We start from the raw sequence: 19,696 nt of genomic DNA, 5'->3' as shown, positions 1-19,696 counted from the left end.
TGCATCCCTAACGAATAGCACCGGAGACGCGATGTCCGATCCATTTCAGTTCGAAGGCCGCGTGGCCGTCATCACCGGCGCGGCGAGCGGCTTTGGCCGCGCGTTCGCGCAACAGGCCGCCGCGCTCGGCATGAAACTCGTGCTCGCCGACGTCGATGCCGCCACGCTCGACGCCGCCGTGCAGGCAATCCGCGAGCAGGGCGCGCAGGCGATCGGCGTGCGCACCGACGTACGCGATCCCGCCCAGGTCGACGCGCTCGCGCAAGCGGCGATCGAGGCCTATGGCAAGGTCCATCTGCTGTTCAACAACGCGGGCGTGGGCACGGGCGGCTTCCTCTGGGAAAGCAGCGCGAAGGACTGGGAGTGGGTGTTCGGCGTGAACGTGATGGGCGTGGCGAACGGCGTGCGCAGCTTCGCGCCGGTCATGCTCAAGCAGGGCGAGCGCGCGCATATCGTCAATACGGCGTCGGTGGCGGGTCTGCTGTCGCCGCCCGCGATGGGCGTCTACAACGCGTCGAAGCACGCGGTGGTCTCGCTCACCGAAACGCTCTATCACGACCTCAAGAACGTGAGCGACGTGGTGAGCTGCTCGCTGCTGTGTCCGGCCTTCGTGCCGACGGGCATCGCCAACGCCGAGCGCAGCCGTCCCGACGATCTGCGCAACGACGCGCCGCCCACGCGCTCGCAACAGGCCGCCGATCTGCAATTGCAGCGCGCCGTGCGTTCGGGCCGCCTCACGCCCGACGACGTCGCGAAAGCCACGTTCGACGCCGTGCGCGATGCGCGCTTTTACATCCTCACGCATCCGGGCATACTCGCTTCGGTCAAGCTGCGTCACGAAGACATCGAAACGCTGCGCAATCCGACCGATCCGCTGTCGCTCAAGCCCGAAGTCAAAGCCGAGGCGAACGCCAACGCCGCGTCCTGACGCGCAGCCCGGCGAACGGTCCCGGTTGCGCAAGGCGTTATCCGCAACTTTTTCTCCTGCACGAACCGGGACCATGCCGCTGAACGCGAAGATCGCACTCGTCCTCGAAATGGTGGCCCGCGCGGGCCGCACGCCGTATCACGAACTCACGCCTCAGGACGCGCGCGCGTCCTACGAGAAAAGCGCCTCGGTGCTGGAGATCGCGGCCGCGCCGATGCACGCGGTCGACGATCTGCGCCTTCCCGTGCGCGACGGCGAGACGATCCGCGCGCGTCTCTATACGCCGGTCGAACCGAATTGGGCGCAGCCGCTGCCCGCGCTGGTGTATGTCCACGGCGGCGGCTTCACCGTCGGCAGCGTCGATACGCACGATGCGCTGTGCCGTATGTTCGCGCACGACGCGCGCTGCGCCGTGCTCTCGGTCGACTACCGGCTCGCGCCCGAGCACAAGTTTCCCACCGCCGTTCACGACACCTTCGACGCCTACATGTGGCTGCACGCGCATGCGGCGGAATATGGCATCGACGCCGCGCGCCTGGCCGTCGGCGGCGACAGCGCGGGCGGCACGCTCGCAACGGTGTGCGCCGTGCTCGCGCGCGACGCGGGCATCGCGCCCGTGCTGCAAATGCTGATTTATCCGGGCACGGGCGGCTATCAGGACACGGACTCGCACCGGCGTCTCGCGGACGGCTATCTGCTGACCGAAGCCACGATCCAGTGGTTCTTCAACCATTACGTGCGCGCCGCTTCAGACCGCGACGATTGGCGCTTCGCGCCGCTCGACGGCAAGCACGGCATTGGCGGCACGAGCGGCGTGCCGGATTTTCGCGGGCTGGCATCGGCGTGGATCGCGGTGGCGGAGTTCGATCCGCTCGTCGACGAAGGCGTGGCGTACGCGGAGAAACTGCGCGCGGCGGGCAATGACGTCACGCTGGTGCGCTACGACGGCATGATCCACGAGTTCTTCAAGATGGGCGCTTACGTCGACGACGCGCGTCGCGCGCACGCCGACGCCGCGCAAGCGTTGCGCGCGGCGTTCGGTGTGGAGGCGTGATGAGCGGAGCGGCTTAGCGCGCCGTGTCGATGACGTAGCGTTCGTGGCGCTCGAATGCGCCCGGGCGCACGAGGCGGTGCGAGCCGTCGTCGTCGCTGCGTTCGAGCGCCTCGACGTCCAGACGCGCGCCGTTCACGCGTACGCGCAGCGCCGTGGTGCCGCGCGTGCCGTAATCGGGCGTTTCGATGAAGGCCGCCGACAGCGCGCGCTCGCGTTCGAGCGGAATGCCGGTCGCGGGCAGGTCGGCGTCGGGCGCCACGCGCGGGTCGCGCATCATCTCGATCAGACGTTCGAGCGGGACGTCGGAGCCGTCGCTCGCGCGCTGCGTGAGTTGGGCGAGTTCCGCGCGCTTGTGCACGAGCTTCGGCCACGGCGTGTCGAGCACCGCGTTGGAGATGCCGTGCGTGCCTTCGGGCAGCAGCGCGGGCGCGCGGTCGGCGCGATTGCAATACCAGGCGAGCTCGCCGCGCGTCCAGTCGCCGACGATCAGATTGAAGCCGTTGTAGAGCGCTCCGTCGCGCGCGACTTCGTCGAGATAGCCGAGCGCGCTGTCGGGCAGCGTCCCGGTCGCCGCCGATGACCCCATCAGCCAGCGAGACACCAGCGTGCCGCGCGTGGGCGCGTCGGGGCGCATGTCGCGCGGCGCGCGATAGTTGGTGAGCGCGGCGAAGCGCCCGCCGCGCGTCATGCCGAGCCACGTGCCGCCGCCGACGAGATCGCGGCCCGCGAGCACGTCGGGCGCGTCGGCCCACCATTGCAGCGGCGCGGCGGTGCGGCGCAGGAACTCGTCGCGGTTCGCGGCGAGCGTGAAGCGCGCGCCTGCGGTCGCCTGCGGGCGCCAGTCGAACACGATCAGGCACATGGCGCGCGACCTCCGTCGCTCAGGCCGCACGCAGAGGGCGGCCGCGTTCCGACCGGCCAGAACGCCAACACCAACACTTCCAGTGCCGACAACGCGTCAGACCTCGGTGGGCAGTGCGTAGGGCAGCGGCAAGAAGCGCAGCGCGGGGCCGTCGGCGGCGCCCAGATGCACGCTGCCCGCTTCGAGCGCCGCGAGCTTGATCTCGGTGAGCAGATCGACGCCGCCTTCGGGCGACGCGGCCGCATTCACGATCATGCCGCAGGGTTGGCCCGGATCGTCGGAATGGAACAGCTCGACGCCCGGACGCGCGGCGTCGCGACCGGCCGCGACGCTCGCGAGCGCCGTGCGCCGCTTGATCGTGCCGCGATACTGGCTGCGCGCGACCACTTCCTGACCCGGATAGCAGCCCTTCTTGAAGTTCACGCCGCCGAGCACGTCGAAGTTGATCATCTGCGGCACGAACTGCTCGCTCACGGCTTGCGTGACGCGCGGCTCGCCCGCGTGGATGTCGAACCAGTCCCACAGCGCGGGCGTGACGCGCGCGATCTTGCCGTCGAGCGCGGCGAGTTTCGCTTCGACCGCGTCCTTCGGACCGACCAGCAGATAGCGCAGACGGCCGGCCGCGTCGGGCAGGCGGATCAGCGAGCCGGCGGTGTCGTCGACCTTGACGTGCACGCCGTCGGGCAGTGCGTCGAACACGCCCGACAGCGCGCCGCGCACGTCGCCCGCGAAGCCGACCACGAGCAGCTTGTCGCTGTCGTCGACGAGCTTGGCCTTGGCGCGCAGCACGAACATCGACAGGCGTTTTTGCACCGCGGCCTGCACGTCCTTCGAGATCAGCAGGCGGATCGTCTCGGCGCTTTTCCAGACGAGGAACGACGCGAGCAGGCGGCCCTTGGCCGAACAGTAGCCCGCGAGGCGCGCGCCCGCGACGTCCAGATGCTGGATGTCGTTGGTGAGCTGGCTGTGCAGGAAAGTGGCGGCGTCTTCGCCGTTGGCGTCGATCACGCCGAACTGCGGCAGGATCGCGTAGGCGCCGCCCTTGAGCGCGGCGTCGAAGTCGGCGGCGGTCGGGCCGGGCAGATCAGCCTGCACGGCCGGCGAGGAGGAAAGCGTAGTAGCGGGAGCGAGCGGGGAGTTCATGGATTCGGGGAACAGTCAATCCTGACTTTAGCGAGGGCAAGCAGTTATTATATGAGGTCCCCCTGAGTCATGTTTCCATGTCCCTCCTGAAGAAATGCCTTGCCGCCGGCGTTGCGTGCGCCGTGCTGGGCGCAGCCGCCGCAGGCGGTGTCTGGTACTGGGCCACCACGCCCGTTGCACTCGCGGTCCAGCAGCTCGACGTCACCATCAAGCCGCACAGCACCGTGCGCAGCGTTACCGCCCAGTTGAACCGCGGCGGCGTGCCGGTCCAGCCCCAGTTGTTCGTGCTGATGACCCGCGCGCTCGGCTTGCAGAGCCATCTCAAATCGGGCAATTACGAATTCAAGGCGGGCATCACGCCCTACGAAGTGTTGCAGAAGATGGCGCTCGGCGACGTCAACGAATACGTCGCGACCATTATCGAAGGCTGGACCTTCAAGCGCATGCGCGACGAGCTCGACGCGAATCCGGCGCTGCGCCACGACACCGCGGGCATGAACGACGCCCAGCTTCTGACGGCGATCGGCGCACCCGCTTCGCCCGAGGGCAGCGGCGAGGGCCTGTTCTTCCCCGACACCTATCTGTTCGACAAGGGTTCGAGCGATCTGGACGTCTTCCGCCGCGCCTATAAGCTCATGCAGACGCATCTGAACGAGGCATGGGCCGCGCGCGCGCCGGGTCTGCCGCTGAAGTCGCCGTACGAGGCGCTGACGCTCGCTTCGCTGGTCGAAAAGGAAACCGGCAAGGCCGGCGACCGTCCGCTGGTGGCCGCCGTATTCACGAACCGCCTCAAGGTGGGCATGCCGCTGCAGACCGATCCGGCGGTGATCTACGGGATGGGCGCGGGCTATCTGGGGCGTCTGCACAAGCGCGATCTGCAAACCGACACTCTTTACAATACGTACCTGCGCCCAGGGCTGCCGCCGACGCCAATCGCGTTGCCCGGCGCCGCGGCATTGCAGGCAGCGCTCAATCCGGCGGCGACCGGCGCGCTGTATTTCGTGGCGCGCGGCGACGGCAGCAGCGTGTTTTCCGACAATCTCGTCGACCACAACAAGGCCGTCGACAAATACATCCGGGGTAACTAAATGGCGCGTGGCCGATTCATCACGTTCGAGGGCATCGACGGCGCGGGCAAGACCACGCATCTGGCCTGGTTCCGCGAGCAGCTCGAGCACAAGCTCGCTGCCGGCGGCCGCACGGTGGTCATGACGCGCGAACCGGGCGGCACGCCGCTCGGCGAATCGCTGCGCGATCTCCTGCTGCACGAGCAGATGGACCTCGAAACCGAGGCGCTGCTGATGTTCGCGGCGCGTCGCGAGCATCTCGCGCGCGTGATCGAGCCGGCGCTCGCACGCGGCGACTGGGTGCTGTCGGACCGCTTTTCCGACGCGACCTTTGCCTATCAGGGCGGCGGCCGCGGCCTGCCGCGCGACAAGCTGGAAACGCTCGAACGCTGGGTGCAGGGCGGCTTTCAGCCCGATCTGACCATCCTGTTCGACATCGCGCCCGACACCGCCAGCGAGCGGCGCGGCGCGGCGCGCGAGCCGGACCGCTTCGAAAGCGAGACCGATGCGTTCTTCACGCGCACGCGCGCCGAGTACCTGCGCCGCGCGGAAGAGGCGCCGTACCGCTTCGCGATCGTCGATTCCTCGCAGAGCATCGACGGAATTCGCGCCAAGCTTGAGCAGATCATCGCAACGCTCTGATTGCAAAGCGTTATTTGGCGAAGTTATATGAACGGCGTGGTTCGCGCGAAATCTCGCGAACTTCGCCTAACTGATTGATTCTAAATATGATCTATCCGTGGCAGAGCGGCGACTGGGAACGCCTTCAGCAGTTGCGCAGCCACTGGCCGCATGCGCTGCTGCTGCACGGCCAGGCCGGCATCGGCAAGCTCCAGTTCGCCCAGCATCTGGCGAAGGGGCTGCTGTGCGAGTCGCCGCACGCCGACGGTCAGCCGTGCGGCGCCTGCCCGGCGTGCCACTGGTTCGAGCAGGGCAATCATCCCGATTACCGCGCGGTGGTGCCCGAAGCGCTCGCCAGCCTCGTCGGCCCGACGGGCGACGACAGCGACGGCAAGCCCGAGAAAGCCGACAAGGGCGACGACGAAGGCAAGAAAGGGCGCGCGCCCAGCAAGGAAATCCGCATCGAGCAGGTGCGCGCGCTGCTCGATTTCACGGGCGTCGGCTCGCATCGCGGCGGCATGCGCGTGGTCGTGCTGTATCCGGCCGAAGCGCTCAACGTCGCCGCCGCGAACGCGCTGCTGAAAACGCTGGAGGAACCGCCTTCGGGCGTGGTGTTCCTGATGGTCTCGGCGCGCATCGACCGTTTGCTGCCGACCATCATCAGCCGCTGCCGCCAGTGGCCGATGAGCACGCCCGCGCCCGCCGAGGCGCAGGCCTGGCTTGCGCAGCAGGGCGTGGACGATCCGGTCGGGCTGCTGGCCGAAGCGGGCGGCGCGCCGCTTGCGGCACTCGCGCTCGCGAGCGACGAAAACCGCACGCTGCGCGACTGGACGCTCACCCAGCTCGCCGCAGGCCCGGCCTGCGATCCGTTCGCCTGCGGCGAGACGCTGCAAAAGCTGCCGGTGCCGCTGGTGCTCGGCTGGTTGCAGCGCTGGGTCTACGATCTGCTGGCCGAACGCACGGCGGGCCGTCCGCGCTATTACCCGCAGTCGGCGGCCGCGCTCGGGCGCTGCGCCGCGAAGCTCGACAGCCCGGCGCTCGCGCGCTACATGAAGACCGTGACGCGTCAGCGCGCGATCGAAAACCATCCGCTCAATGCGCGGCTCGTGTTCGAGGAACTGTTTCTCGGCTATCGTGAAATGTTCGCCTGACGCGTATTTGATGCGCGTTTGATCACACAGCGCGCCGCGCCGGCCTTGAGCCTCGCTTAGCCTTAACGATTTTCACCGCAGGACTTGTCCATGTTTGTCGATTCGCATTGCCACATCAACTTCGAGGGCCTCGCCGACCGGCTGCCGCAGGTGCTCGAAAACATGCGCGAGCAGTCCGTAACCCACGCGCTGTGTGTCTCGGTCGATCTGGAGACGCTGCCCTCGGTGCTCGATATCGCGAGCCGCTACGAGAACGTCTACGCGTCGGTGGGCGTGCATCCGGACCACGAAGACGTGCAGGAACCCTCGGTCGCCGACCTCGTCGAGCTGGCGAAACACCCGAAGGTGGTGGCGATCGGCGAAACGGGGCTCGATTACTACCGTCTGGGCGAACGCACCATCGACGACATGGAATGGCAGCGTGAGCGCTTTCGCGTGCACATTCGCGCGGCGCACGCCACCGGCAAGCCGCTGATCGTCCACACGCGCGCCGCTTCCGAGGACACGCTGCGCATCATGGAAGAGGAGCGCGCGGGCGAGCCGGGCGGCGTGATGCACTGCTTCACGGAGCCCTGGGCGATCGCCGAACGCGCCATCGCGCAGAATTTCTTCATTTCGCTGTCGGGCATCGTGACCTTCAAGAGCGCGACCGATGTGCAGGAAGTGGCGCGCCGCGTGCCGATCGAGCGTCTTTTGATCGAAACGGACTCGCCGTATCTTGCGCCAGTGCCATTTCGTGGCAAACCCAATGAACCTGCGTACGTCAGCCATGTCGGAAGATTCATTGCCCAGCAACGCGGATTGCCGGACGCCGAACTCGGCGCTGCCACCACGCAGAATTTTTTCCGGCTCTTCAAGATTCCGGCTTCGGCCTGAACGCAGCCGCTACGGGCAATGCCGCTGAAAAAACGGCGTGTTATCAATCAGATATCGAATAACGTTAAGGCCTGACATGAACTCGAATTCGCAACTGTCCACCGTGAAATCCGCGCAAACCGTCCGGGGCGCCGCCGTGCGCCGCGTCGCTGCCGCGCTTGCTTTCGGCATGGGCGCCGCCGTGCTCGTCAGCGCGCCGGTCCACGCCGCGCCGATCGATTCGCTCGTGAAAGGCGTGAAGTTCGACGACGACAAGGGCGTCGCCAAGGACATCGCCAACGGCATGGACCCGAACGCGACCGACGACCAGGGCATGCCGCTGCTCGTGCTGGCCGCCCGCGAGAAGTCGGACAAGGTCGCGGCGGTGCTGCTCGACAACCCGGCCATCAAGATCAACGCGCAGGACAAGGCGGGCGAAAACGCGCTCATGCTGGCCTCGCTGAACGGCGACGTCGACCTCGTGAAAATGCTCATCACCAAGGGCGCCGACGTCAACAAGCAGGGCTGGACCCCGCTGCACTATGCGGCCGCAAACGGCAACGACGACGTCGCGAAGCTGCTGATCGGCTATTCGGCCGACGTGAACGCGCAGTCGCCGAACGGCACCACGCCGCTCATGATGGCCGCGCGCGGCGATCACATGAGCACCGCGAATCTGCTGCTCGATCACGGCGCGAATCTGCAGGCCAAGAACCAGATCGGCATGAACGCGCTCGATTTCGCCAAGCAGTACAAGGCGCCGGATGCGATCAAGGACCTCTCGGCGCGCATGGGGCAGGCGGCGCAATAACGGGCCGATAACGGCTCAGTCAGCGCTCGACCGCACCCCGGGCCGCCTGCCACGCGGCCTCGCGCGCAACGGCCGCGCGGGTGCGGCGCGAACCGGACCCGAGCGGCAGTTATGCAAAACAGTGCACAATAGCGAAATTGCCCCTTGCCGGCAGCCGCGCTCCACGCGCGCACCGGCGGGCGGCGCGCGGCGCAGGGGCGCCGCACCACACGACGATTCAAGGAGAACCATGCTGCGGGCTCTGTTCTGCGCCGGCGCGCTCGTTTTGCCGCTCTCGGCTTTCGCATTCACCGCAAGCGACCTCAACCGCCTTTGCTCGAAGACCGACGTGGCCTCGCGCAGTGCGTGCGCGGCGTATATCGAAGGTGCCGCCGACGGCATCTTCAACACCATCGACGCGATCGGCGGCACGACCGGCCCGCGCGTCGGCCAATACTTCTGCCTGCCGGCGGATGCGCGCTCCGCGCAGCTGACCGACGCCGTGCGCAAGTACATCGCCGACAACCCGAACATCGCGGGCTACAACGCCAGCACGGCGATTTCGCTTGGGCTCGGCAAGGCGTTTCCCTGCAAGACGGGCAGTTGATGGCCGCCTCGGCACGGCCGCGTCCGGCCGTGCTGCCCGTCTTTTGCCGCAACCTCCGCCGTATCACCTCGCATCCGTAGCGCCGTTGAACCAACGGCGCAATCGCCAGTCGATTCTCCTGCGCGGCGGCTTTTCCGGGCCGCCGCGTCTCGCGCAGCGCGCCGCTCGCTCGATCCGCACCAGCTGCATTAGCCGCATGAGTCGCACCATCGGCGCAATCTTGAGCGCGTTTTTACACGCATTCGCGTAGCGTTACGCCTGACGGGCCCGGCTTTTGCCGACGCCGCGTTGCCGCGCCGTCTCGCCCGCGGGCCTGCCGCCCGTGCCGTTTCCACCAGGTCGCCACGCGCAGGAGGAACTGGCCACCGATGCCCACTCTCGACGACTTTTCCCGACTGACCGACGCCCCGTTGCAAAACTGGCTCGGCACGCTCCTCGTCAGCGCCATCGCGCTGGCCTTCGCTTTCGCTGTGCACTGGCTCGGCGCGCGCGTCGTGCGCCGGCTCGCGCGGCCGTATCCGTATGCGAGCGTGTTCGTGCGCTACGTGAACCCGCCCGCGCGCATGGTGCTCGCCGTGCTCGCGCTGGAGTTCGTCTGGTGGCAGGCGCCCGACACGCTGCACTTCATCAGCACCTTGCGTGAGCTCTGCGCGTTTGCGCTGATCGCCGCCATGACGTGGCTGTCCGTGCGCTGCGCGGCGGCCATCGGCGAGGCGATCATCGCGGCGCATCCGCTCGATATCGCCGACAACCTGCAGGCGCGCCGCATCCACACGCAGGCGCGCGTGCTCGCGCGCACGGTGATGGTCGTGATCATCATTTTCGGGCTCGGCGCGGCGCTGATGACCTTCCCGAACGTGCGCCAGATCGGCGCGAGTCTGCTGGCGTCGGCGGGCGTCGCCGGTCTGGTCGCCGGTATCGCGGCACGCCCCGTGCTGGGGAATCTGATTGCCGGTCTGCAAATCGCGATTTCCCAGCCCATCCGGCTCGACGATGTGGTCGTGATCCAGGGCGAGTGGGGGCGCATCGAAGAAATTACCGGTACGTATGTCTCGGTGCGCATCTGGGACCAGCGGCGACTGATCGTGCCGCTGCAATGGTTTATCGAGAATCCGTTCACGAACTGGACGCGCAGCAGCTCGCAGATCATCGGCTCGGTGTTTCTGTGGCTCGATTACCGCACGCCGCTCGCGCCGCTGCGCGAGGAACTGGCGCGCATCGTCGAGCGCGCGCCCGAATGGGACAAACGCGTGCAGGTGCTGCAGGTCACCGATGCCAACGAGCGTGCGATGCAGTTGCGCGTGCTCGTCAGCTCGCAGGATTCGGGGCTGAACTGGGATTTGCGATGCCGCGTGCGCGAAGGGCTGTTCGACTTCATCAACGCGCACTATCCGCAATATTTGCCGCGGGCGCGCGCCGAGGTGTCGGCGGACGTGGAGAGCGGCGCGCAAGCGCCGACGGGCGAGTTGCCGGCGTTCACGCGGCGCGGGTCGCGAAGCGGTGCGAATGCGGCGTCGAGCACGGCGGCCAACACCGAAGCCGATCCGGTGGCGGACAGCGGCTCGCGCGCGGCGGAGGAGCCGGCGCCGTCGCGTTAGATCTGTTAGAGCGCGGTTGAAACGTCGGTTGCAAGACGAGGCGAAAGAGAGGCAACGCGCAGCGACGAATGCAAACGCAGATGCAAACGCAGATGCAAACCCGGCGCGGCCTGTAACTGAATTTCAACAACGAGAAGACATCGCGAAGCAGGCGATCCGTGGAGGAAAAGCACGATGGCAAGACTGATAGTCGTCTCTAACCGCGTGGCGACGCCCACCGAAACCAAAGGCTCGGCGGGCGGCCTCGCCGTGGGCGTGTTCGGCGCGCTCAAGGACGCGGGCGGCGTGTGGTTCGGCTGGAGCGGCGACGTGGTGAGCGAGACGGTGGCGAACGCAGGCCCGACGCTCGATCAGGAAGGACCGGTGACGTTCGCGACCGTCGGTCTCACGAAGAAGGATTACGACCAGTACTACCGCGGTTTTTCGAACGCCACGCTCTGGCCGGTGTTCCACTACCGCAACGACCTCGCACGCTACGAGCGCGACGAATACGCGGGCTATCGCCGCGTGAACGCCTGGCTCGCGCACAAGCTCGTCAAGCTGATCGAGCCCGACGACATCATCTGGGTCCACGACTACCATTTGATTCCGTTCGCCGAGGCGCTGCGTTCGGAAGGCGTGCGCAACCGCATCGGCTTTTTCCTGCACATTCCGTTTCCCTCGCCGCAGGTGCTGCAGACGATTCCGCCGCACGAGGAACTCGTGAAATCGCTGTGCTGCTACGACCTGCTCGGCTTCCAGACGCGCAACGACCAGCAGGCGTTTCACGACTACATCGCGCGCGAGGCGCACGGCACGGTGCGCGAACTGGGCGAAGCCACGAAGCCGGGCAAGGGCGCCGAAACAGCCGGCGAGGTCGAGGAGGAGGGCGTGCTCGAAGCGTACGGACGCACGTTGCACACGGGCGTGTACCGCATCGGCGTGTTTCCCGACGAGATCGCCGAGCAGGCCGCGCGCTACGAAAGCCGCCAGCACGTGCTCGATCTCAAGCAGAGCCTCGAAGGACGCAAGCTCATCATGAGCGTGGACCGGCTCGACTATTCGAAGGGCCTCGTCGAGCGCTTTCAAGCCTTCGAGCAACTGCTCGAACATTCGCCCGAATGGCGCGGCAAAGTCACGCTCGTGCAGATCGCGCCGCCCACGCGTTCGGATGTGGCCAGCTACAAGGTGATTCGCGAGGAACTGGAGCGCGAGGCGGGGCGCATCAACGGCCGCTACTCGGGCCTCGATTACACGCCGATCCGCTACCTGAGCCAGCAGTACGACCGCTGGAAGCTGATGTCGCTGTTCCGCGAGTCGCAGGTGGGTTACGTCACGCCGTTGCACGACGGCATGAATCTCGTCGCCAAGGAATATGTGGCCGCGCAGAATCCCGAGGATCCGGGCGTGCTGGTGCTGTCGATTTTCGCGGGCGCGGCCGCCGAACTCGCGGGCGCGTTACTCGTCAATCCGCACGATGCAACGGGCATGTCGGAGGCGCTCGAGCACGCGCTCTCGATGCCGCTCGAAGAACGCAAGGAGCGCTATCACACCAATATGGAGGCGCTGCGCCGCAACGACCTCGGCGTGTGGCGCGACCGTTTCCTCAGCGATCTCGCGCGCGTGCCGCATCAGCGCTAAGGTTGGGCCCATCGTTGCATCGTTGCCTGCCGTCGCGCGTCGATTGCGTATGATCCTGCGTGGATCTTCACACCCGACGCGCCTCGGCTCATCGACACATGCTCTCTACGCTCGCCATCGCCAACTACCGCTCGTTGCGCGAACTCATCGTGCCGCTCGGCTCGCTCAACGTCATCACGGGACCGAACGGCAGTGGCAAATCGAATCTGTATCGCGCCTTGCGGCTGCTCGCGCTGACCGCGCGCGGCGGTGTGATTCCGTCGCTGGCGCGCGAGGGCGGTCTGCAATCGACGCTCTGGGCCGGACCCGAGCGCTTCTCGCGCGCCGTGAGTGCGGGCGAGCACGCGGTGCAGGGCACGGTGCGCAAGGACGCGGTGAGCCTCAAGCTCGGTTTCGCGGGCGAGACCTTCGGCTATGCGATCGATCTGGGCTTGCCGCCGCCGGCGTCCACCTCGCAGTTCGCGCTCGATCCGGTGATCAAGCGCGAATGCATCTGGAGCGGGCCGATCCTGCGGCCGTCGGCGTTGCTGGTCGATCGTCAGGGGCCGATGATCCGCATCCGGGGCGAGGGCGGCGGACGCGGGGGAAGCGACGACTGGACCACGCTCGCCCAGCCGGTGGCGAGCTTCGACAGCATGATGACGGAGTTCGCCGACCCGCGTAGCGCGCCCGAGATGATCGCGGTGCGCGAGCAGATCCGCTCGTGGCGCTTCTACGATCATTTCCGCACCGACGTGCAGGCGGCCGCGCGTCAGGTGCAGATCGGCACGCATTCGCCGGTGCTTTCCGACGACGGCGCGAACCTCGCCGCCGCCTTGCAGACGATCCGCGAGATCGGCGACGGCGCGGCGCTCGATGCGGCGATCGGCGATGCGTTTCCGGGCGCGCGCGCGGAGATCGTGAACCACGAAGGGCGTTTCGAGGTGGCGCTGCGCCAGGAAGGGCTCTTGCGGCCGTTGCGCGGCGCGGAGCTGTCCGACGGCACGCTGCGTTATCTGCTGCTCGCGGCGGCGCTGCTGAGCCCGCGTCCGCCCGCGCTGCTGGTGCTCGACGAGCCCGAAACGAGCCTGCATCCGGACTTGCTGCCCTCGCTCGCGCGGCTGATCGCGCGGGCGTCGACGCAGTCGCAGGTGCTGGTCGTCTCGCATGCGCCGCGGCTGGTCGCCGCGCTCGAACGCGAGGCGGGCAGCCAGTCGATTGTGCTGGAACGGCGCCTCGGCGCCACCGCGCTCGCCGACGAGGACGCGCTCGACGTGCCCGCCTGGAAGTGGCCGTCACGTTGATTGTGCTTGCCGCACTCATCGCGTAATCGCACTCGCGCGCGCGGACCATGCGAGAAAGCGAGGATGTATCCGCGTGTAAGTCTGTATAACAATTGAAAGTGTTGCGGCCCGACCAGGCCGCTTCCCGAATAATGAAGATGGCGCGCGCGCATCGGCTGCATCGGCTGATTAGGGACGGGCGGTTCTGTCCCGGCCTGGGTTGGCGTATGTGGTGCGCGCGCAACCGGGGCATTCGTGGGCCAGCCGTGCGGCCCCATAATCGGTCGATGCGCTGGAAGGTTGCATCGCCAACGCCCTCGCGACAGCCGTTGCCGGAGACACTCGCTGGAGAACCCGATGAGAATTGCGCAGATCGCCCCGCTGACCGAATCGGTCCCGCCCAAGCTCTATGGCGGCACGGAACGCGCCGTGTCGTACATCACCGAGGCGCTCGTCGAACTCGGCCACGACGTCACGCTGTTCGCCAGCGGCGATTCGGTCACGAGCGCGAAGCTCGAAGCCGTCTGGCCGCGGGCGTTGCGGCTCGATCCGAGCATCCGCGACCGGGTCGCGCCGCACATGCTGCTGATGGAGCTGGTGCGCCGCCAGGCCGACCAGTTCGACGTGCTGCACTTCCATATGGACTACTATTCGTTTTCGGTGTTCAAGCGCCAGGAAACGCCGTTCGTGACCACGCTGCACGGCCGTCTCGATCTGCCCGAGCATCAGCCGGTCTTCGACACGTTCAATACCGCGCCCGTGATTTCGATCTCGAACGCGCAACGCCAGCCCATTCCGCAGGCCAAATGGCTACGCACGGTCTATCACGGGCTGCCCGAGCACCTCTACACGCCGCAGCCGGTCGAGCAGCGTTATCTCGCGTTCCTCGGCCGTATTTCGCCGGAAAAACGCGTGGATACGGCGATTCGCATCGCCGAGCGCTGTGGCCTGCCGATCCGCATCGCCGCCAAGGTCGACGAAGCCGACCGCGAGTATTTCGAGCGCGAGATCAAGCCGCTGCTCGCGCTGCCGTTCGTCGAGTTCATCGGCGAAATCAACGATAGCCAGAAGGCCGAATTCCTCTCGGGCGCGCATGCGCTGCTGTTTCCGATCGACTGGCCGGAGCCGTTCGGCCTCGTGATGATCGAGGCGATGGCCTGCGGCACGCCGGTGATCGCGTTCAATCGCGGCGCGGTGCCGGAAGTCGTGGACGAGGGCGTGTCGGGCTTCATCGTCGAGGACGAGATTGGCGCGGTGGCCGCCGTGAACCGCCTGGCACGCGTGCCGCGCGCGGGCGTGCGGCAACGTTTTGAAGAACGCTTCACGTCGCGCCGCATGGCGCAGGAATACGTGGAGGCGTATCAGGCGGTGATCCGCGCGAACAAGCGCTCGCGCTTCAAGGTGATCGACACGTCCGCGACCTGAGCATGGCGTGGTGAGCATGAAAAAACCGGCGGCCTGGGCCGCCGGTTTTGCATTGCGCGCGTGCCGGGCGCGACTTGCCGCGCCTTAGAGTTTCAGGCGCGAGATCTTGGTGCCGCCGAGCGAGAGGTCGCCGAGCAGGCCCTTGTTGGTCAGCACGAAAACCTCGACCGGCTTGGTGGCCGTGGTGGTGTCGATCGAACCGTTCGCGCCGACCTTCACGAGCGCGACCGAGGCGTCGCCGCCCACCGACCAGCCGTCCGAATTGCGGAATTTGTCGAGCGCGTCCTGCGTCATGAAGAGATAGACGACCGCTTTCGACTGCACGCCCAGCGTGGCGCCCACCGACGCGCCCGTGGTGCTGTAGTAGCCCACCGTGCCGCCGCCTACGCGCAGCGCGCCATCGCCGTGCTCGCCGCCCACCACGATGCCAGCCTGAACCACCGAGGGAAACACCAGCACGCCGCGCGCCTTGCCGACGAGTTCGCGCGAGCCCGGCACGGTCTGATACAGACGCGACATGGTGCCGTCGACGCTGGCGTCGATCGACTGGCGGCGCGAGTCGTTGGATTGTTCGGTGGGCGGCTGGTTGCCGGTGGTGGTGCAGCCTGCGAGAGCCGAGGCCGCGAGTGCGACCGCGATGGAAGTCTTCAGGATGAAGCGACGTGCTTGCATATTCTTCTCCGTTCTGTTTTCCGGACGCCTTACCGCCATGGCCGTGCCGATGACGGAGTCAGCCTTACATTTATATCACAGGGTCCGAATCCGGCCGTTTGAGCCGGGACAGGCGTTCCGGGCAGGCGAGGGCCGCGCCGCAGGGGAGAAATCAGCGTTCCGGCAGGGGTTTGGCGGCGGCCGCCGGGCGGCGCAGTGCGCGCTTGACGCCGCCCAGCACGACGCCGATCGCGAGCAGGCCGGCCGCGGGCACGACCCAATAGCCGACGAAGGCATGCCAGAGGTAGGTCATGAGCGTGGCGCGCCGCACGGCATATTCGCTGAGCGCGTCGGCGTGACGCGCGGCATTTTCGGCCAGCACGTCGGCCGGGCAGCCTTGTGCGCGCGCGGCCTGAGGCGTGCCGCGGCAATGCAGCGGCGCGCCGGCGCTGCGTTCGGCGTCGGTGAATGTCCAGCTGGTGAGTGCGCGCTGGAGATCGGCGCGGTTATAGGCCATCTCGTCCTGGATCTCGCGCACCGCGACGATCATCACCGGCACAAGCCAGAAGACGATCACCACCAGCCAGCGGCGGAACCACCGATTCTTGTATCTCCAGACCATCCGCGCCTCCATGCGATGCCGTGCGCATCATCCAGACTCTCGCGTCCAGGCGGCGGCCCGAGGGCGTGCGTTTTCGTGTAACGGAAGGGCGGCCGCTGGAGCCATCATAGGAGAAAAACGCGGCGTCGGCGCAGGGGCGAGGGCGTGCGTATCGCGCTGTGCATCGTACTGTGCGGCGCACCATGAAAAACGACGCGCCGCAGCATGAGCCACGGCGCGTCGCGGGAACGAAAAGTACGCGCAGCGCAGATGCAAAGCGAGTCGTTCAGGACCCCTGCGCGATCGGGCGTGCGATCAGCCCTTGTTCGAGAGGCACTGCTTCATGAAGGCCTTGCGATCGTCGCCTTTCTTGTCGCCGGCCTGCTGGTTACACGCCTTCATGCGCTCTTGCTGCGTCATCTTCGCCGGCGCGCCGCCGCCCGCCGAGAGACAGTCCTTCATGAAGGCCTTGCGGTCGTCGCCTTTCTTGTCGCCGGCCTGCATGTTGCAGGTCTTCATTTTCGACTGCTGGCTGTTCGGCGCAGCGGGCGCGGCGGTCTGTGCGAACGCCGGCGCGGCGAACACGCCGCCCAGCACGATTGCAGCAATGACGGATTGCATCTTCATCGTTCACTCCCATGGGATTTGGACGTTGTGGTTCGTGGTGCGAGCAGGCCGGATCGTCATTGCCCATCGCCGCGACCATTATGGCAAAGCCAACCTGAAAACGAGCTGATGATGCCTTCGGTTGACGCGCGTGCGGCACAATCACCGGCAGACGGCGTCGAAACCGCCTTCGCCTGACCATTGTTGACGATTGATCCACCATCCCGCCGATTCGTCATTCCGCCTTTGACGACCGGCGCCAACGGAGAGCGACCATGCATTACCTGCTGAAATACGACCTCGTGGACGACTACCTCGAACGCCGCGGCGCCTACCGCGACGAGCATCTGCGTCTCGCATGGGACGCGGCGCAGCGCGGCGAACTGCTGCTCGCGGGCGCGCTCGCGGAGCCGACCGATACGGCGCTGCTGCTGTTCCAGGGCGACAGCCCGGCGGCCGCCGAAGCCTTCGCGCAAGCCGATCCCTACGTGCGCGCGGGGCTCGTGAAGTCGTGGGGCGTGCGGCCCTGGCAGACCGTGGTGGGTGAGCAGGCGTCCAGGCCGGTGCATCCGGCGTGATGCGTTCGGCGTGATCGGGATAGAAACGCTGCGCGGGCAACGTGTGCGCGTCAGGCTGCTGTATCAGGCACCCGCGTTCGCCGCGCGGTCGAGCAACTCGCGCACGGTCTCGTCGTCGACCTGATCGAAATCGAAGTAGAACTGGCCGACGCTGATGAACGACGCCGGCGTCTGCACGCACACCAGATCGTCGACGGCGTCGCCGAGCCGGGCGCGCGCACCCGCGGGCGCCACCGGCAGCGCGGCGACGATGCGCGCCGGACCGAGCGTCGCCAGCGCGCGCGCCGCCGCCTTGAGCGACGCACCCGTGGCCATGCCGTCGTCGATCAGCAGCGCCACGCGTCCCGCGACCGGCAGCGCGGCGCGTTCGCCGCGATAACGCGCCTCGCGCCGACCGAGTTCGATACGCGCGAGCGCCAGCGCGCTCTGCAATTGCGCCTCGCTCACGCCGGCTTCCCGGATCAGCGCGTCGTTCACGTATTGCGCGCCGTTCGAGGACAGCGCGCCCATCGCGAGTTCGGGTTGCCACGGCGTGCCGAGCTTGCTCACGGGCAGCACGTCGAGCGGCACGCCCAGCGCCTGCGCGACCTCGAAAGCGACCGGCACGCCGCCGCGCGGCAACGCCAGCGCGACGACGTCGCGGCGCCCGGCATAAGGCGCGAGTTGCGCCGCGAGCAGGCGGCCTGCCTCGCGGCGATCGGTGAAAGGGCGTTCCATAAACTGTTCCTGTCGATCGGCGCACCGGCCGATCCCGTCCACACACTGGGCGGAACGATCCGTGCAGTGTGCCACTTGTTTGTCATACGCGCCGGCGGCGGTGCCGACCACCTGCATCAGCCGGACAACGGTGTGTTTTCATGCGCGCCGCGATCCACGGCGCAAAGCGCGCGCGCAGCAAACGTCTCCCGCCGCGCGCTCATTTGCATACGCGGATTTCTCGTTTGGCGCGGCGCGAGCGCATGGTTACGATGAGCCGTGCCTTTCACCGACGAGGTCCGCGCCATGTCCGAATCCGCCTGTTTCTCGCCCCGCGTCGTCGAACCGGTCGAGGCCGATGCGCCCGACGGTCTCGGTCTCGCACTGGAGCTGCGGCTCGTGCGTCCGATCGACGGCATCGAGGGCCGCGCGCTGCGCATCCATCTACGGCACGGCGCACGCATGGATCAGGCGGAAACCTTGCGCGACCTGCTGCACGAAGTCGGCGCCGATATCGTGGTGGCGTAGCGCCAACGCAGCACCGACACTGCACCCATCCCGCGCCGCTCAATCGAGCGGCGTGTCGAACAGCGCATCGAGCAGATTCGACGACGAATCCGCGAGCCGCGTCAGCGACTCGACCATCCGCACCTGGCAGTCGACCAAAGCGATTGCGCGGATGCGCCGCGACTCGCCGAACTCCGCGCCCGCGATGACGCCCGCGCCCAGCCCCTGCGCGATAGCGGTCTGCAGCGCCTCGCGGCCATCGACGTACAGCACGGGATGCACTTGCAACCCCTTGCGCACCAGTTCCGCTTCGAGCAGTTGCTGCGTGACCGAATGCGCTTCGCGAAAGATCATCGGCTGGCGCACCAGTTCCTCGTAGGTCATGCGGCGCTTCTTCGCCGCTGCACTGTCCGCGGGCACGACCGCCACCAGCGGCTCCTCGCGCAGCACGCGCGTCTCCAGCCGGCTATGCACCTGATGCGCCGCCGTGATCGCCGCGTCCACTTCGCTCGCCAGCACGCGGCGCATGCATTCCGTGGCGTTCGCGATGGCCAGCTTCACCACCACGCCCGGATAACGGCGCCGGAACGCACCGACGAGCTTGATCGCGAGATCGGGCGCGTCCGCGACCAGCGCGAGTTCGCCCGATTCGAGCGCGCCCGCCGATTCGAGCAGCCGCCGCGCGGCGCGCTCGCCGCCGACCATTTGCCGCGTGATGGCATAGAGCCGCCGCCCGAGATCGGTCAGCTCGACGCCGCGCGGCGCGCGCTCGAACAGCTTCACGCCGAAATCCTGCTCCAGCCGCTTCACGTGGTCGGACACCGCCGGCTGCGTGAGCGAAAGCGCCTGCGCGGCGCGCGAAAACCCGCCGTGCTCGGCGACCGCATGAAAAGCCCGCAACTGCGCGTACTGCATGGCAGATTCTCCTTCGCGCACATCATCGAAAATTCATCGAATCGCCTTAAAACGGTCATCGGCAGACCATAAGTTCGGCTGATACTCTCATCGATTATATCGATTTTACCGATGGGTTTCATTCGCGTACCGTAGCGGCATCCGAGCTGACGATTGACT

At 67.2% G+C, this 19,696-nt stretch carries 21 protein-coding genes; 14 read left to right on the top strand and 7 right to left on the bottom strand.

Translation table 11 applies throughout. The features are described from left to right. Positions 1 to 31: 31 nt before the first annotated feature. Together SB764_RS29070 and SB764_RS29065 are read left to right on the top strand one after the other, a co-directional pair. Positions 32 to 928 carry an SDR family oxidoreductase gene (locus SB764_RS29070; protein ID WP_065065530.1) on the top strand — a complete coding sequence of 299 codons (897 nt, stop codon included), beginning with the start codon at positions 32 to 34 and terminating at the stop codon, positions 926 to 928. Positions 929 to 1,001: 73 nt separating this feature from the next. Next, positions 1,002 to 1,982: an alpha/beta hydrolase gene (locus SB764_RS29065; protein ID WP_321865441.1), complete on the top strand. Its 981-nt coding sequence runs from the start codon at positions 1,002 to 1,004 to the stop codon at positions 1,980 to 1,982. A gap of 13 nt (positions 1,983 to 1,995) precedes the next feature. Here the strand turns inward: SB764_RS29065 and SB764_RS29060 are convergent, their stop codons facing one another. Continuing rightward, a complete protein-coding gene (locus SB764_RS29060) occupies positions 1,996 to 2,844 on the bottom strand; it encodes an NRDE family protein (RefSeq protein ID WP_410865830.1) in 849 nt (282 codons plus the stop codon). A 96-nt stretch (positions 2,845 to 2,940) separates the two neighbouring features. After that, a complete protein-coding gene (locus tag SB764_RS29055; protein ID WP_410865829.1) occupies positions 2,941 to 3,987 on the bottom strand; it encodes a YgfZ/GcvT domain-containing protein in 1,047 nt (348 codons plus the stop codon). A gap of 77 nt (positions 3,988 to 4,064) precedes the next feature. Between SB764_RS29055 and mltG the strand changes: the two genes are divergently transcribed. The 10 genes from mltG (at position 4,065) to SB764_RS29005 (ending at position 14,983) form a co-directional block, all read left to right on the top strand. Next, positions 4,065 to 5,075 (top strand): endolytic transglycosylase MltG, encoded by a 1,011-nt coding sequence (gene mltG / locus SB764_RS29050; protein WP_183717049.1) that lies wholly within the window; start codon positions 4,065 to 4,067, stop codon positions 5,073 to 5,075. Further along, complete coding sequence (tmk, locus tag SB764_RS29045) at positions 5,076 to 5,696, top strand: dTMP kinase (RefSeq protein ID WP_065065525.1); 621 nt, start codon at positions 5,076 to 5,078, stop codon at positions 5,694 to 5,696. Between the two features lie 86 nt (positions 5,697 to 5,782). Next, complete coding sequence (locus SB764_RS29040; protein ID WP_124260999.1) at positions 5,783 to 6,826, top strand: DNA polymerase III subunit delta'; 1,044 nt, start codon at positions 5,783 to 5,785, stop codon at positions 6,824 to 6,826. Positions 6,827 to 6,916: 90 nt separating this feature from the next. Next, a complete protein-coding gene (locus SB764_RS29035; protein ID WP_065065523.1) occupies positions 6,917 to 7,702 on the top strand; it encodes a TatD family hydrolase in 786 nt (261 codons plus the stop codon). Between the two features lie 76 nt (positions 7,703 to 7,778). Next, complete coding sequence (locus tag SB764_RS29030) at positions 7,779 to 8,492, top strand: ankyrin repeat domain-containing protein (protein ID WP_065065522.1); 714 nt, start codon at positions 7,779 to 7,781, stop codon at positions 8,490 to 8,492. Between the two features lie 229 nt (positions 8,493 to 8,721). Then, positions 8,722 to 9,078, top strand: coding sequence for a Rap1a/Tai family immunity protein (locus tag SB764_RS29025; RefSeq protein ID WP_065065521.1), 357 nt, complete (start codon positions 8,722 to 8,724; stop codon positions 9,076 to 9,078). Positions 9,079 to 9,446: 368 nt separating this feature from the next. Then, entirely contained in the window at positions 9,447 to 10,676 is a 1,230-nt protein-coding gene (locus SB764_RS29020; protein WP_065065520.1) for a mechanosensitive ion channel family protein, read from the top strand. 174 nt (positions 10,677 to 10,850) lie between these two features. Beyond that, on the top strand, positions 10,851 to 12,296 hold the full coding sequence (gene otsA, locus SB764_RS29015) for an alpha,alpha-trehalose-phosphate synthase (UDP-forming) (protein ID WP_065065519.1): 1,446 nt from the start codon (positions 10,851 to 10,853) through the stop codon (positions 12,294 to 12,296). Positions 12,297 to 12,394: 98 nt separating this feature from the next. After that, entirely contained in the window at positions 12,395 to 13,579 is a 1,185-nt protein-coding gene (locus SB764_RS29010) for an AAA family ATPase (protein WP_410865828.1), read from the top strand. 336 nt (positions 13,580 to 13,915) lie between these two features. Beyond that, complete coding sequence (locus SB764_RS29005; protein WP_065065517.1) at positions 13,916 to 14,983, top strand: glycosyltransferase family 4 protein; 1,068 nt, start codon at positions 13,916 to 13,918, stop codon at positions 14,981 to 14,983. 84 nt (positions 14,984 to 15,067) lie between these two features. On the opposite strand, the gene SB764_RS29000 is transcribed toward SB764_RS29005, so the two are convergent. The 3 genes from SB764_RS29000 to SB764_RS28990 form a co-directional block, all read right to left on the bottom strand. Further along, positions 15,068 to 15,655 carry a YSC84-related protein gene (locus tag SB764_RS29000; protein WP_065065516.1) on the bottom strand — a complete coding sequence of 196 codons (588 nt, stop codon included), beginning with the start codon at positions 15,653 to 15,655 and terminating at the stop codon, positions 15,068 to 15,070. 151 nt (positions 15,656 to 15,806) lie between these two features. Further along, complete coding sequence (locus tag SB764_RS28995; protein ID WP_065065515.1) at positions 15,807 to 16,256, bottom strand: hypothetical protein; 450 nt, start codon at positions 16,254 to 16,256, stop codon at positions 15,807 to 15,809. Positions 16,257 to 16,550: 294 nt separating this feature from the next. After that, complete coding sequence (locus tag SB764_RS28990; protein WP_065065514.1) at positions 16,551 to 16,862, bottom strand: PsiF family protein; 312 nt, start codon at positions 16,860 to 16,862, stop codon at positions 16,551 to 16,553. Positions 16,863 to 17,116: 254 nt separating this feature from the next. On the opposite strand from SB764_RS28990, the gene SB764_RS28985 reads away from it, so the two are divergent. Then, a complete protein-coding gene (locus tag SB764_RS28985; RefSeq protein WP_065065513.1) occupies positions 17,117 to 17,419 on the top strand; it encodes a YciI-like protein in 303 nt (100 codons plus the stop codon). 63 nt (positions 17,420 to 17,482) lie between these two features. Here SB764_RS28985 and SB764_RS28980 read toward each other — a convergent pair whose 3' ends face one another. Beyond that, positions 17,483 to 18,136 (bottom strand): phosphoribosyltransferase, encoded by a 654-nt coding sequence (locus SB764_RS28980; RefSeq protein ID WP_065065586.1) that lies wholly within the window; start codon positions 18,134 to 18,136, stop codon positions 17,483 to 17,485. 285 nt (positions 18,137 to 18,421) lie between these two features. Between SB764_RS28980 and SB764_RS28975 the strand changes: the two genes are divergently transcribed. Beyond that, positions 18,422 to 18,643, top strand: coding sequence for a hypothetical protein (locus SB764_RS28975; RefSeq protein ID WP_065065512.1), 222 nt, complete (start codon positions 18,422 to 18,424; stop codon positions 18,641 to 18,643). A gap of 39 nt (positions 18,644 to 18,682) precedes the next feature. On the opposite strand, the gene SB764_RS28970 is transcribed toward SB764_RS28975, so the two are convergent. Continuing rightward, entirely contained in the window at positions 18,683 to 19,537 is an 855-nt protein-coding gene (locus tag SB764_RS28970) for a LysR substrate-binding domain-containing protein (protein WP_321855446.1), read from the bottom strand. Positions 19,538 to 19,696: the final 159 nt, after the last annotated feature.

The organism is Paraburkholderia sp. SIMBA_027 (genome assembly GCF_046535315.1).
In the GTDB taxonomy this organism is placed as follows: domain Bacteria; phylum Pseudomonadota; class Gammaproteobacteria; order Burkholderiales; family Burkholderiaceae; genus Paraburkholderia; species Paraburkholderia tropica.
Note: the sequence above shows the minus strand (reverse complement) of the source record. Positions and strands in the feature narration are given on the sequence as shown.